Source organism: uncultured Thiodictyon sp., assembly GCF_903946935.1.
Classification (GTDB): domain Bacteria; phylum Pseudomonadota; class Gammaproteobacteria; order Chromatiales; family Chromatiaceae; genus Thiodictyon.
In genome coordinates this window covers 1-13,173 of record NZ_CAJAXH010000291.1, presented here as the reverse complement: position 1 = coordinate 13,173, position 13,173 = coordinate 1, and the positions used below count along the sequence as shown (strand labels likewise).

The 13,173-nt window shown below is 66.1% G+C and carries 11 protein-coding genes and 4 tRNA genes; 10 read left to right on the top strand and 5 right to left on the bottom strand.

Annotated features, from left to right (window positions below; translation table 11 throughout):
• The 4 genes from QZX93_RS25160 to QZX93_RS25145 form a co-directional block, all read left to right on the top strand.
• On the top strand, positions 1–310 hold a 310-nt coding region (locus QZX93_RS25160), incomplete at its 5' end, for a hypothetical protein (protein ID WP_295395002.1).
• Positions 311–360: 50 nt separating this feature from the next.
• Entirely contained in the window at positions 361–2,931 is a 2,571-nt protein-coding gene (locus tag QZX93_RS25155) for a hypothetical protein (protein WP_295389927.1), read from the top strand.
• Positions 2,903–3,163, top strand: a complete 261-nt coding sequence (locus QZX93_RS25150; protein ID WP_295389925.1) for a hypothetical protein — start codon at positions 2,903–2,905, stop codon at positions 3,161–3,163. The genes QZX93_RS25155 and QZX93_RS25150 overlap by 29 nt, the downstream gene beginning before the upstream one ends.
• 756 nt (positions 3,164–3,919) lie before the next feature.
• Positions 3,920–4,162: a hypothetical protein gene (locus QZX93_RS25145; protein WP_295389923.1), complete on the top strand. Its 243-nt coding sequence runs from the start codon at positions 3,920–3,922 to the stop codon at positions 4,160–4,162.
• Positions 4,163–4,294: 132 nt separating this feature from the next.
• Here QZX93_RS25145 and QZX93_RS25140 read toward each other — a convergent pair whose 3' ends face one another.
• The 3 genes from QZX93_RS25140 to gatB form a co-directional block, all read right to left on the bottom strand.
• Positions 4,295–5,272 (bottom strand): hydrolase, encoded by a 978-nt coding sequence (locus QZX93_RS25140; protein ID WP_295389921.1) that lies wholly within the window; start codon positions 5,270–5,272, stop codon positions 4,295–4,297.
• 7 nt (positions 5,273–5,279) lie between these two features.
• Positions 5,280–6,086, bottom strand: coding sequence for a peptidoglycan-binding protein (locus QZX93_RS25135; protein WP_295389919.1), 807 nt, complete (start codon positions 6,084–6,086; stop codon positions 5,280–5,282).
• 181 nt (positions 6,087–6,267) lie between these two features.
• Complete coding sequence (gene gatB, locus QZX93_RS25130) at positions 6,268–7,701, bottom strand: Asp-tRNA(Asn)/Glu-tRNA(Gln) amidotransferase subunit GatB (protein WP_295389918.1); 1,434 nt, start codon at positions 7,699–7,701, stop codon at positions 6,268–6,270.
• 459 nt (positions 7,702–8,160) lie between these two features.
• On the opposite strand from gatB, the gene QZX93_RS25125 reads away from it, so the two are divergent.
• Together QZX93_RS25125 and QZX93_RS25120 are read left to right on the top strand one after the other, a co-directional pair.
• Positions 8,161–10,602 carry a glycogen/starch/alpha-glucan phosphorylase gene (locus tag QZX93_RS25125; RefSeq protein ID WP_295389931.1) on the top strand — a complete coding sequence of 814 codons (2,442 nt, stop codon included), beginning with the start codon at positions 8,161–8,163 and terminating at the stop codon, positions 10,600–10,602.
• 166 nt (positions 10,603–10,768) lie between these two features.
• Positions 10,769–11,119, top strand: coding sequence for a hypothetical protein (locus tag QZX93_RS25120; RefSeq protein ID WP_295389916.1), 351 nt, complete (start codon positions 10,769–10,771; stop codon positions 11,117–11,119).
• Positions 11,120–11,191: 72 nt separating this feature from the next.
• On the opposite strand, the gene folD is transcribed toward QZX93_RS25120, so the two are convergent.
• The gene (gene folD, locus QZX93_RS25115; protein WP_295389914.1) at positions 11,192–12,061 is read right to left on the bottom strand and encodes a bifunctional methylenetetrahydrofolate dehydrogenase/methenyltetrahydrofolate cyclohydrolase FolD; all 870 of its coding nucleotides are present in this window, start codon (positions 12,059–12,061) and stop codon (positions 11,192–11,194) included.
• A 194-nt stretch (positions 12,062–12,255) separates the two neighbouring features.
• Between folD and QZX93_RS25110 the strand changes: the two genes are divergently transcribed.
• From QZX93_RS25110 to QZX93_RS25095, 4 genes are all read left to right on the top strand, one after another.
• Positions 12,256–12,332: transfer RNA gene (locus QZX93_RS25110), tRNA-Pro, on the top strand.
• Between the two features lie 109 nt (positions 12,333–12,441).
• Positions 12,442–12,518 (top strand) — tRNA-Arg (locus QZX93_RS25105).
• Positions 12,519–12,578: 60 nt separating this feature from the next.
• Positions 12,579–12,654: transfer RNA gene (locus QZX93_RS25100), tRNA-His, on the top strand.
• 78 nt (positions 12,655–12,732) lie between these two features.
• Positions 12,733–12,808, top strand: a tRNA-Lys gene (locus QZX93_RS25095).
• Positions 12,809–12,911: 103 nt separating this feature from the next.
• Here QZX93_RS25095 and QZX93_RS25090 read toward each other — a convergent pair.
• On the bottom strand, positions 12,912–13,173 hold a 262-nt coding region (locus QZX93_RS25090; protein WP_295389912.1), incomplete at its 5' end, for a hypothetical protein.

Sequence of the window (13,173 nt, the reverse complement as noted above, 5' to 3'; positions counted from 1 at the left end):
TCTGATCCTGGATGCCCTGCGGCTCCGGGCCAAGGGCCGGCCGCTGCCCGAGTGCATCCGGCGGCTTGAACACTCCAGCCAAATCGAGGCCCAGTTCAGCGCCATCGCCCAGGACCCGGACCAGCGCCGGGACCTCAAGGATTGGCTGGCCCGGTCCGACCTGGGGGCCTTCCGGACCTGGATCGGCAACCCGCTGTTGCGTCGGCTCTACTGGCTGAACCTGCTACGCGCCGAGGGTCCGGCGGGCCAGGAGCGGCTGGTCTGGCGCTCCCCGGCGGTGGTGCGGGCCGGGCTGCGGGTGCTCGCGTGAGCCGGGCGGGGACGTTTTGGCGGCGGCTGGGGCTTGGCTGGTGGGGGCTATTGCTCTTGTGCCTGGCCCGCGGCCTGACGGCCGGGGATTTTCCGCCGCTGGTGGCGGAGGGGGAGCTGATCGATGATCCGGAGGGGGTCATTGCTGGGATCATGCCGTGGGCGGAAGTCAGAGCACTCGCTTTCAGCCCCGACGGGCGCGTGCTCGCCAGCGCTGCGGGAAACACGGTGTATCTGTGGGACCCGACCACCGGGGCAGCCGTGCGCACCCTAACGGGGCACGGGAATTGGGTCACGGCGGTCGCCTTCAGCCCCGACGGGCGCCTGCTCGCCAGCGTCTCGCGGCATGGCACGGTGCGCCTGACGGACCGGAAATCGGGAGTCTCCAAGCTGATTCTCGCCGGCGGTCGCGACGGCGCCTGGGTCGCCTGCCGACCCGCCGAGGGGCGCTGTTGGCGGCATGACGACGACGGCTCTTTGTTGCTTCGCAAGGGGGCGAACGGCCTCCTGACCCCAGTGCTCCCGCCGGCCGGCGCCGAGCCCGCCCGCCTAGAGTTCTACGCAGTCGGAACGCCCGATCCGGCCCTGGCCACCGGCGACGGCCGCTCCACCGAGGTCACCGTCCGAATCGTCAACCAGGGCTCGGTCCCGGCTGACTGGCTGCGCATCCGCCAGGCGCGCGACCTCGGCGACCCCTTGCTCTATACCCCGCCGCCGGTCCATCCGCGTCTCGACCCCGGTCAGTCGGTCGACCTGACCGGCCGGGTCTCCTATCTCGCCGCCTGGACCGACCCGCAAGCCTACACGGGCCGGCTGCGGCTCCAACTGGACCATGCCCACGGCACCGCGGGAAGCGTCGAGGTCCCAATCCGCGCCACGGCCCCGCAGATCCTCGTCGCGGCCGGGCCCGAGTTGGTCCCGGGAAAGACCCCGGCACTCTCGGTGAGGCTGCACAACGGCGGCGGCCAAGACCTGGAGCAGACGGAGGTGCGCGCCCATCTGACCGGCCTGGACGCGGACCTCCCGCGCCAGAGCCAACCCCTGGTCAAGGCGGGCACCGATCTGCCGCTCTCCTTCGCACTGCCCAAGGGCGCCAAGGTGGACGAGGACAGTCGGCTGACCCTGGTCGTCGACGGGCGCTCCTATCCGCCCCACGACTGGACTTTCCCAGACCTACCCATCCGCCTGCCCACACCGCCCTGGCAGCTCTATGCCGGACTCGCCGCGCTGGTCCTGACCCTATCCGCGCTGCTCTGGTCGCTGCGCGAATACACCCATCCGCTGACCCGCCGGCTGGCCGCTGACCCGGCCGCCCTGGCCGGGCTCGGGCTCGCGCAGTTGGAACGGGCGCGCACCCTGCTGCGGCGCACCGGCCGGTTGGGCACAGTGCTCGCGGCCGGCGGGGTGCAGGGGCGCTGGCTGGACCGGGCGATCCAGTTCCGCGGCGAGTCGCCGCAGCGCCAGGCGCGCTGGCTGGCCGAGCGGCTGGGGGCGGGCTGGCAGCGGCTCGAAGGGCTGGGGGACGGCGGGGCCATGGCGCAGTTCGAGCTGGCGCTCGGCGACGGCTTTCCGCTGAACCTGAGTGCCTGCCGGGTCGCCTTCCCGCCCGCCGACTGGCCGGCGCAGGACGTGCTGACCCTACTGGGCAACGGCGGCGACCGGCCCTGTCTCGTGCTCGGTCGCGACCCGGACCAGTGCGCGGACCTGAGCCGCCGCTGCCGCTCGCCCGAGACCTGGTGGGTGGCCCCCGAAGACGGCGAAGTCTCCGCCCTGCTGCTGGCCGCGGAGCCGGTGGACGCCTTCGCCCGCCTGATCGCCCGCTATGTGAAGGTGGCGCGCATCTCGCCGTACCAGACGAGCCTGGGCGTGCGCAAGGAGTCCGGCTTCTTCGGCCGTACCCGGATACTTTCGGATATCCTCAACCGCGGGGAACTGGCCAATTACCTGGTGGTGGGCGGGCGCCAGCTCGGCAAGTCGAGCCTGCTGCTGGCGCTGCAACGCCGCTTCACCGGGATCGAGGGCATCGACTGCCGCTATCTGTCCGTGGGCCAGGCGGGCATCGAGTCCCGGCTCGCCGCCGCCCGGCACCCGGCGGGTGCTGCGGCTGGACGAGGCGGACACCTTCGTGGCCGAGGACGCCGCTCGCGGCTATGCCTGTCTCAACGGCTTCCGCTCACTGAGCGACGAGGGCCGCTGTCACTTCATCCTGGCCGGGTTCTGGAGCCTGTACCGCTCCGCCGGTTTCGACTATCAGTCGCCGATCAAGAACTTTGCCGACACCATCCAGATCGGCGCGCTGGAGCCGGAGGCGTGCCGGGAGCTCGTGACCAATCCGATGGCGGCCCTGGGCCTGACCTATGCCGACGCGGGGATGGTCGAGCGGATACTCACGCGCACCGGCGGGCGGGCCAACCTGATCGCCATCCTCTGCGACCAGATGCTCCCGGGGCTCGGGCTCACCGAGCGGGTCCTGACCGCGGCGGACCTGGATCGAGCGCTTGCGAGCGAGTCGGTGCGCAACGCGCTGGAGGGTTGGGGCGCGCTGGATGGGAAGCGGCCGGAGGAGAATTCTCAGGACGCCCGGCTCGACCGGGTGATCGTCTACGGCCTGATCGGACATGAGCGCTTCCGCCTCGCTGACGTGCTGGACCTCCTCGGCGGGCTCCAGGTGACGCCGGAGGCCGTCAAGGAGTCACTGACCCGGCTGGAACTGGCCTTTCTGGTGGGGCGCGAGGGGGACGGCTATCGCTGGCAGGTGCCGCTGTGGCGGGACCTGGTGCTGGCGGAGGAGCCGGGGCGGATGCTGGGGCAGGAGGTGGAGCAGTGGGGGCTTGAGCATCGGCAGTTGCCGTAACCCGTCGCGGCCTGGGGGCCGCTCCTACGGCGTAGGAGCGGCCCCCGGCCGCGATGGCCTTGTTAACCCCCGGTACGGACGCATTAATCCGGCCCCAACCTTTGGCGATGACTGCGATGAAATACCTTGCCGGCTATCCGGCGCCGCTGGTCGATGAGGTGCGCCGGCTCATGGCCGAGGACCGGCTCGGGGCGCTGCTGGCGCGGCGCTATCCGACCCGGCACGCGGCCGGACTATCATCGCTACGAGTTCGACCTGCGGGTCTATTTGTGCCATGTGGAGGCGGGCGGGGCGGCCTGGTGTCCGGTGTAACAGGACCGGGACGGCCGCTATACCTAGGTCAGCGCTGCGGTCTGCCAACGCTTCGGGCGTCCGCTGGAACCGGGTGGCCCGGGCGCCCTAGCAGCCTGTCGGACTTGATGGCGTAACCGATTGATTAAACAGGAAAACGACTTTTTGGCGCAAAAGAGGAAACTCTTTGCATTCAATCGGTTGCATCACTAAGTCCGACAGCCTGCTAGTGCCGCTGATACACCGCTACACAACCGCTGCCGTTTGCTAGGGTGCCGACACCAGAGGTATGGAGCCCATTCCATAGTCGGGGATAGTCACTCCCCGTGGAAGAGGGCGCAGTCGCGTCGGCGGTAAACTATAGGCCGCTGTTTTGTCAAGCGATCATGATTGCATCGGACGGCGATCCGCGTTGGCATCCCCCGTGCTTGATACCAGGCAAGCGACCGATGCAGGAGAATCCTAATGAACTACACGACTTACAGCAAAAAGACACTGGGCGCAGCCATGATGGCAGAGGCGCTGGAGCTGCTGCGCACGATTGACGCCGAGCACAGCAACGAAGACATCAACGAGGGTCCGCAGGCACGCGAGAAGCGCCTATTACTGCGGGCCGCGGCCCGGCAGTTGGTCGCCCAGATGATCGAGGACCTGCGGGCGGCGGAGCGTGATCGGCCGCCGGTATCCTTCCTCACCGCGGTGTGGTAACGGCCATGGTGCCCGCACCGCCCCGCAAGATGAAAGTTGCGGGCGCCGGCCGTTCCCCCACCCCGCCCTCCCCCACGAGGGGGGAGGGAGAGTTGGAGCGCGCTCCCGGCGCGACTTTCACGGTAAGCCTAGTCACAGTACACGGAGAAAGTCGAGGATACGCCCCTCCAGCCAATACTCGGGCCGCCCGGGCCGGGAGCCGCCGACGAAGCCGACGTGACCGCCGTGCTGGCTCAGTTCCAGGGTGACCCCGGGGCCGAGTTCGTGCTCGAAGGGGACGGTGGCGGGAAACATGAAGGGGTCGTCCAGTGCGTGGACGATCAAGGTCGGCGTAGTGATGGCGGGCAGATAGCCGCGGCAACTGGCCTGGGTGTAATAGTCGAATACGCCGGCGAAGCCGCACAGTGGGGCGGTGACCTGGTCGTCGAACTGGTTGAAGTCGTGGATCGACTTGAGGTCAATGGTGAGCGGGCAGGGGCGGGCGGCGAACTTGCGCCGGAAGGCGAGCTTGAGTCGATCGACCAGATAGCGCCGGTAGAGGCGCGAGGCGCCTCGATCCAGACGCAGCATGGCGTCGCGCAGGACGAAGGGGGCCGAGACCGCGATCCCGGCGCCGAGCAGGGGACCCTGCGGATCGCCCACCGGGTGGCCGCCCCGTTCACCCAGGTATTTGAGCAGCAGATTGGCGCCCAGTGAAAAGCCGATGGCGGCCAGCGGTGCGCCCGCCGGGTCGCCAGCCAACTGGGTCAGGACCTCGTGCAGGTCCTCGCTGGCGCCCGAGTGATAGCTGCGCGCCAGCCGGTTGGGCTCGCCCGAGGCCCCGCGCAGGTGCATGAAGATTGCGCAGTAACCCGCCCGCCCCAGGGCGTCGAGCAGGGTGCCGGCATAGTGCGATTGCAGATCGCCCTCCAGTCCATGGATCACCAGCACCTGGGGGCCATCCCCGGCGCCCACGGCCAGGTCGATGAAGTCGCCGTCCGCCAGTTCGATGCGGCGGCGCGTGAGCGCCAGCTCCGGCCGACGCCGCATGAGGCTTGGCCAGATGGTCTGGAGGTGCGGTCCAGGTAGCCACCAGGCCGGGCGGAAATGACTCTTGACGATTTCGCCCATACCCTTACTAATATACGATGAAGCCGGTGTTGATGCTGGCTATCGAGCGGGCGTTACGCTGAAAAACCCCGATCCCATTGCTGGAGCCGCCCGGGTTGGTGTTTCCTTCGATCGTTACGAGCTTGCCATTTGCAAGCCCGATGACGATGCCGGTATGCCCATGCCCCCCTCCCGTATCGATGATGAATAGACAACCGGGCGAGATGAGGGCGGGATTGTTCTTGGCGGCCAGGGTGAGGACGCGCTTGGCGCTTGGATTTTGCTTCGCGGCGCTCCAATGAGCCAATACCAGCCCGGTCTTGGTATGCGGATTCTTGACGCCGAGCTTATCCGCTGCCTTCTGGTAACAAAAATAGGTGAATGCCGTACACCAGAAATTGCCGGGCTGAAGTCCAACCGACGCTAGATATTGGTCGACCTCGGGGCCTTTATTGGAACCGAGGGGGTGTTCCAGCACCCCGATCTGGGTCGCGGCGAAAGCGACGACTTCCTGGCCAAGGGCCGTGGACTTACTGGAATTATTGGATATTGAATCCTTTCCGAACAGCGCGCCCCAGGTGAGCGAGCCGATTTTCCCGTCGATCTTCAACGGGTGGCCATCGAGGTCAGTGAAACGGGCCTGGAACCGTTTGACGGCGCTCTCGGTTTCGGCCTCGTCAAAATCGCCGTCTTCGGCAATCGGCCCGCACCCGACGGCGTTTAATCGACCCTCGATTTTCTTGACCAGCGCTGAGTCGGGATCGCCGATCTTAACGATCCTGCCAGGGTAAGGGACTACTTTGACTGGGCCTAAGACGGTATCTGCCGTTGCCATGAGGGCGCTCCTACAGGTTGAGAGGATGGACACGACGGTTGGCTGCGCGTAGCACACTATGGTTCTCAACCAGTGCTCTTACAAGGGGTGTCAGCGGGAGCCACTGAGCAGTGCGGGGGTGTCCCGCCCCGCGACCTTCAGCGCCGGTCGCGGGTGCCGGGGCGAGACGCGCCCGCGCCTGTCAGGCCAGCAGTTTCTGCTTGAGCAGGTCGTTGACCTGTTGCGGGTTGGCCTTGCCCTGACTCTGTTTCATGACCTGGCCGACGAAGAAGCCGAAGACCTTCTCCTTGCCCGCGCGGTATTGCGCCACCTGGTCCTGGTTGGCGGCGATGATGGAGTCGATCAGCGACTCGATGGCCCCGCTGTCGGTGATCTGCTTGAGCCCCTGCTCGGCAATCACCTGGTCCGCATCCCCGCCATCGTTCCATAGTGCCTCAAAGACCTGCTTGGCGATCTTGCCTGAGATGGTCCCGTCCTGGATGCGGCGGATCAGCCCGGCCAATTGGTCGGCCGTGACCGGGCTCGCGCCGATCTCCAGCCCCGACTTGTTGAGTGCCGCAGTCAGCTCGCCGCCGATCCAGTTGGCCGCGAGCTTGGGCGCACCGCTGCCCTGGGCCACTGCCTCGAAGAAGGCGGCCAGCTCGCGCCCGGCGGTGAGTAGATTGGCGTCATAGTCCGCGAGCCCGTAGTCCGCCTGAAAGCGCTCGCGCATGGCGTCCGGCAGTTCGGGCAGGTCGGCGATGGCCGCGGCGATGAAGGCGGCGTCGAGCTGCACCGGCAGCAGGTCCGGGTCCGGGAAATAGCGATAGTCGTTAGCCTCTTCCTTGACCCGCATGGTGCGGGTCTCGTCGCGATCCGGGTCGTAGAGTCGGGTCTCCTGCACCACCTTGCCGCCGGCCGTGATGAGGTCGATCTGGCGCTCCACCTCGAACTGGATCGCCCGCTCCAGGAAGCGGAACGAGTTGACGTTCTTGATCTCGGCGCGGGTGCCGAAGGTGGTCTGACCGGCCGGTCGCACCGAGACATTGGCGTCGACCCGGAAGGACCCCTCCTGCATGTTGCCGTCGCTGATGCCGATCCACCGCACGATCTGGTGGACCTTCTTGGCGTAGGCCACGGCCTGTGCGGCGGAGCGCATGTCGGGCTCCGAGACGATCTCCAGGAGCGGCGTGCCGGCGCGGTTCAGGTCGATGCCGGTGGAGCCCTGGTAGTCCTCGTGCAGCGACTTGCCGGCGTCCTCCTCCAGGTGTGCCCGGGTGACTCCGATCTCGTGTACCGTGCCGTCGTCCAGCACGATTTCGACCCGGCCCTCGCCGACGATCGGGAACTCGTACTGGCTGATCTGGTAGCCCTTGGGCAGGTCGGGATAGAAATAATTCTTGCGGGCGAAGACCGAGCGCTCGGCCAGTTCCGCGTCGATCGCCTTGCCAAAGCGCACGGCGAGCCGCACCGCCTCGCGATTGAGCACCGGCAGCACCCCGGGCAGCCCCAGGTCGACGGCGCACGCCTGGGTGTTGGGCGCGGCCCCGAAGCGGGTGGATGAGCCGGAGAAGATCTTGGACTGGGTCGCGAGCTGGGTGTGGATCTCGAGACCGATGACGGTTTCCCATTGCATCGTCTGTGTTACCTGTGGGATCGAAGGAGGGGACGTTTGACCGACATTCTTGCATAGTCGCGGGGTCTGGCAACGGGAACCGAACGCGGGGAGCCGCGAGCGCCGTATCCCGGTGCGGCCCCGGCGTCCCAGTGTGACCGGCGCTGCCGCGGCCTGGCCGGGTTGACGATCGAGGTCGCTTACAAGTCTCCCGCCGGTCGGCGCGGCCCCACGCCAGGAGCGCAGGACTCTTCTTGCGCGGTCTGTCATGCTAATCTTGACTATATAGTTACTGGTCGAACGAGCATGGGCCACTGTTAATCAGTTAGTTATGGACTCCAGGCTGGTAAGATCGCCCCCGGTCCACTTAAACCACCTTGTCTCAAGTCAGCACAGGATCACCGGATGCCCACGTCTGCACACAAAAAATTCAGCCGCAGCGAGCCCAACGAACAGCTCTTCGCGACCCCGCCGCTCGGGATGGACGAGCAGGGAATCGCGGACGATTTCCGCCGTTACTACGCCCACACCCTGGGTCGCGACCGCGACAACCGCTCGGCCTACTATGCCTACAAGGCCCTGGCGAATACCCTTCGCGACCGCTTGATGGAGCGTTGGAAGCGCACCCGGCAGGCCCATGACGAGGCCGGGTGCAAGCGGACACACTATCTGTCGCTCGAGTTTCTCATGGGGCGCACCCTGTCCAATGCCTTGCTCAATCTGGGGGTCGACAGCGTGACTGAGAGCGGGTTCAGCCTGATGGGGCTGCACCTGGAGGAGCTTGCCAGCTGCGAGCCGGACGCCGGGCTGGGTAACGGCGGCCTGGGTCGGCTCGCCGCCTGCTTCCTGGACTCCTGCGCCACCCTGCAACTGCCGGTCAAGGGTTACGGTCTGCGTTACGAATACGGCATGTTCCGCCAGTTGATCGAGAACGGCGCCCAATTGGAGGAGCCGGATCACTGGATGCGCGATGACAACCCCTGGGAGCTGCGGCGCCCGGAATATACCCAACGCATCCAGTTCGGTGGTCACACCGAGCGATTCAAGGAACACGACGGACGCCCGGTCGTGCGCTGGGTGGATACCCATGACGTACTGGCAGTGCCCTACGACATCCCCATCCCCGGCTATGAGAACGATACCATCAATACGCTGCGCCTGTGGAAGGCGGCCGCCACCGATGTGTTCGACCTGGGTGAGTTCAATGCCGGCAGTTATCCGGAATCGGTGGCCCAGAAGAATGCCGCCGAGCACATCACCATGGTGCTCTATCCCAACGATGCCAGCGAGAACGGCAAGGAACTGCGGCTGCGCCAACAATTCTTCCTGGCGAGCGCCAGTATCAAGGACGTGTTGCGCGAGTGGGTCCGGCTCCACGGCGAGGACTTCACCCAATTCGCGGCCAAGAATTGCTTCCAGTTGAACGATACCCATCCGGCCATCTCGGTGGCCGAGTTGATGCGTCAACTGATGGACGAGCATGGGCTGCTGTGGGACGACGCCTGGGCCATCGCCAGCAAGACCATGGCCTATACCAATCACACCCTGTTGCCGGAGGCCCTGGAGCGCTGGCCGGTGTGGCTGTTCGAGCAACTGTTGCCGCGCTTGCTGGAGATCATCTACGAGATCAACGCCCGCTTCCTCGCCGACGTGGCCAGCCACTGGCCCGGCGACAGCGACCGTCAGCGGCGCATGTCATTGATCGAAGAGGGGGACGTCAAGCAGGTGCGGATGGCCTATCTGGCCATCGTCGGCAGCTTCTCGGTCAACGGGGTGGCGGCACTGCACTCCCGGCTGCTGGTGGAGGGTCTGTTCAAGGACTTCCATGACCTCTGGCCGACCAAGTTCAACAACAAGACCAATGGCGTCACGCCGCGCCGCTGGCTCGCGCTGTGCAATCCCGGGTTGCGGGCGCTGTTGGAGGAGACCGTCAACGACGGTTGGGTGCATGACCTGGACCGGCTCAAGGGGCTGGCGCCCTATGCCGAGAATGCGGCATTTCGGGCGCGCTGGAATAGCATCAAACAGGAGAATAAGCAGCGGCTCGCAGACACCGTTGCGGAGCTGTGCGACGTGGAGTTTCCGCTGGAGGCCATGTTCGACGTCCAGGTCAAGCGCATCCACGAATACAAGCGCCAACTGCTGAACGTCCTGCATGTGATCCACCTCTACAACCGGATCAAGCACGGCGATACTGCGGACTGGACGCCGCGCTGCGTGCTGTTTGGCGGCAAGGCGGCCCCCGGCTATTACATGGCCAAGCAGATCATCAAGCTGATCAACAATGTGGCATCGGTGGTCAATCGCGACCCGGCCACCGCGGGGCTCCTGCGGGTGGCCTTCATTCCGGATTACCGGGTCTCGCTGATGGAGGTGATCGCCCCCGGGACGGACCTGTCGGAGCAGGTCTCCACCGCCGGCAAGGAGGCCTCAGGCACCGGCAACATGAAGTTCATGATGAATGGTGCAATCACCATCGGCACCCTGGACGGGGCCAATATCGAGATCCGGGAGCAGGTGGGGGATGACAATTTCTTCCTGTTCGGGCTCACCGCGGAGGAGGTCGAGGCGCACCGCCCCGGCTATGACCCGCAGGGCATCATTGCGCACGACCCCGGTCTGCTGGAGGTGATGAATCTGCTCGATTCCGGGCACTTCAACCAGTTTGAAGGCGGCATCTTCGACGCCGTGATCCAGAGCATCCGCAACCCCCACGACCCCTGGATGACCGCGGCCGATTTCCGCAGCTATGTCGAGGCCCAGGAGCGGGTCGCGGCGGCCTATCGTGACCGGGACCGCTGGTTGCGCATGAGCATCCTGAACACCGCCCATAGCGGGCACTTCTCCTCCGATCGCACCATCGCCGAGTACAACCGGGACATCTGGCACATGGAGGCGGTGCCGCCGGTGCCGGTGCGGTAGGGGCCAGGTTGGACGGGGCGGCCAGGTCCCGCGCCGGTCGCCGGGGGGCCTCGCCGCGTGCGCTCCCTTCCCCACCACGCCGGCCTTTTGCTAATCTATGGCGCGCGGGGGCGCCGTCTCCCGCTGTCGAACCTGATCGATCTGTTTCACTGAGAGGTGCAACCTAATGAACAAGTTCGTGCTCGCCGTCGCCGGCGTCGCCCTCACTGTCGCGGTCAGTACACCGGCCAACGCCTTCTGGAGTCCCTGGCGCTGGCTCCCCTGGGGCGGCTCTCCAGGTTGGAGTGACTGGGGCTATCCGGGCTACGGTTGGGGTGGCTATCCCGGCTATGGTTGGGGCGGCTATCCCGCCTATGGTGGCTATCCAGGCTATGGCTATGGCTATCCAGCCTATGGCTATCCGGCCTATGGCTATGGCTATCCCGCCTATACACCAGTCGGCTACGGCTGGGGTGGGTACTATCCCTATGCCGTCCCAGCAGCATCGACGACCACCGCCACGAGTAGCGGCAAATAATGGTGCCTGCCCCCGCGGCGCGACCGCGCCGCGGGGGAGACCGCAAGGCCCGGCGTCAACCGGCTGTCCCCCTCACTCCCCAACTGGCCGCGCGCCATGGAGTCCCGCCGCCTGAAGTGTGTTCTCCAGCAGGCAGGCGATGGTCATGGGGCCGACCCCGCCCGGTACCGGGGTGATCCAGGCGGCGCGCTCGGCGCAGGGGCCGTAGTCCAGATCGCCGACCAGGCTGCCGTCGGTGTCCCGATTGATTCCCACGTCGATGACCAGTGCGCCGGGCTTGATCCAGTCCCCGGGGACGAAGCGTGCCCGTCCCATCGCCGCCACCAGCAGGTCGGCCCCGCGCACCTTGCCGGCCAGGTCGCGGGTGCGGCTGTGGCAGACCGTGATGGTGCAGCGCGCGGCCAGCAGCTCCAGGGCCATGGGTCGGCCCACGATGTTGGACTGGCCGATGATCACCGCGTCCAGTCCCGCCAGGTCCTGTCCCGTGCGCGCCAGCATGGTCATCACCCCCTTGGGGGTGCAGGGGCGCAGCAGGGGCATCCGCAGGGCCAGGCGGCCCAGGTTGTAGGGATGGAAGCCGTCCACGTCCTTGGTGGGCAGGATGCGCTCGGTGATTGCCTCTGTGTCCAGGTGTGCCGGCAGGGGCAACTGCACCAGGATCCCGTCGATCAGCGGGTCCGCGTTCAGCCGGTCGATCAGTGCCTCCAGTTCCGCCTGGCTGGTGGTGTCCGGCAGCGCGAGTTGTTCGGAGTGGAATCCGACCTCCGCGCAGGCCTTGCGCTTGTTGCGCACATAGACCTGTGAGGCGGGATTTTCCCCTACCAATATGACGGCCAAGCCCGGTGCCCGCCCGCCCGCGCCCAGTCGGGCCGCCACCTGGGCCTTGACCGTGGCGCGGGTTTGCGCCGCGATCGCCTTGCCGTCGAGAATCTGTGCGCTCATGATTGTTCCCCCATTGCTGACTAAGCGCCTATGATATACCGGCTAGGGTTTAGCCTGCCGTCGGGGCCGGCCCGAGGGGGTGCGACGGGCCAGCCGCCGCCCTGACTCGTCCGATCGGTTGCGTTTAGAGTTGACTGGGATCGAATCGTCACGTAACATTGTCCGTCTTGAGAATTTGGATACGCTTCCGAATCCGGGGTATAGCGCAGCCTGGTAGCGCGCCTGCTTTGGGAGCAGGATGTCGGGGGTTCGAATCCCTCTACCCCGACCAATCCCGGTTCTCGCCGTGGGGCCTGTTGCAGGTCTTCGGTGCTGGAGAGAGATGCGCCGGACCCGGTAAACTGTGCCGGCCAGGTACCCAATAGGCGCTCCCAGGTTAGGCGCCCGTAGCTCAGCTGGATAGAGCAACGGCCTTCTAAGCCGTGGGTCGCAGGTTCGAGTCCTGCCGGGCGCGCCAATTTAACCGCTCATGAAGGGCGGTCGATCGCAGTAATTTAGCGGTCACAATGAGTCAATGGTGGACGTAGCTCAGTTGGTAGAGCGCGGGATTGTGATTCCCGTGGTCGTGGGTTCGATCCCCATCGTCCACCCCATTATCAGCGCGATACGCGCAGTGCGGTCAAGTTTGACAAACGGATTTGAGGTATTAAACTAGGCGGCTAGTTGCTTTCGGGTCGTTAGCTCAGTTGGTAGAGCAGTGGACTCTTAATCCATCGGTCGTAGGTTCGAATCCTACACGGCCCACCAAATAACAAACAAAGACTTACGAACGAATTAAGCCCCGGTTACGCAACCCGTAATCGGGGCTTTTCGTTTGGGGGTTCCTCGTGGGGTTCCCCTCTTGGTGTCGCTAGGACGGACAGCGCCGGGCGATCTTTACACCAGGCGACCAGGCGGTGCCCTCGATCCTGAGCCCATCGCCCTGGGTGCAGGTCCCGACCGCGGTGCAGATCCACCCGGGCGCCAGTGCCAGGGCCTTGAGCCTCCCGAGCGACAGCCGCGGTGCGGGCCTCGTCGTCCAGGTGCAACCGAGTGCGATCCTGGGAGGGCAGCGCCAGCCGGTGCCAGCCAGCGCCAGCGCCGGGCCTTGAGCAGTCCGCGCGACAGCCGCG

Coding starts and splice junctions, on each gene's coding strand:
- gatB (WP_295389918.1), bottom strand. CDS start 7,701: ATGCAATGGGAAACCGTCATCGGTCTCGAGATCCACACCCAGCTCGCG.
- QZX93_RS25145 (WP_295389923.1), top strand. CDS start 3,920: ATGAACTACACGACTTACAGCAAAAAGACACTGGGCGCAGCCATGATG.
- QZX93_RS25120 (WP_295389916.1), top strand. CDS start 10,769: ATGAACAAGTTCGTGCTCGCCGTCGCCGGCGTCGCCCTCACTGTCGCG.
- QZX93_RS25125 (WP_295389931.1), top strand. CDS start 8,161: ATGGACGAGCAGGGAATCGCGGACGATTTCCGCCGTTACTACGCCCAC.
- folD (WP_295389914.1), bottom strand. CDS start 12,061: ATGAGCGCACAGATTCTCGACGGCAAGGCGATCGCGGCGCAAACCCGC.
- QZX93_RS25135 (WP_295389919.1), bottom strand. CDS start 6,086: ATGGCAACGGCAGATACCGTCTTAGGCCCAGTCAAAGTAGTCCCTTAC.
- QZX93_RS25140 (WP_295389921.1), bottom strand. CDS start 5,272: ATGGGCGAAATCGTCAAGAGTCATTTCCGCCCGGCCTGGTGGCTACCT.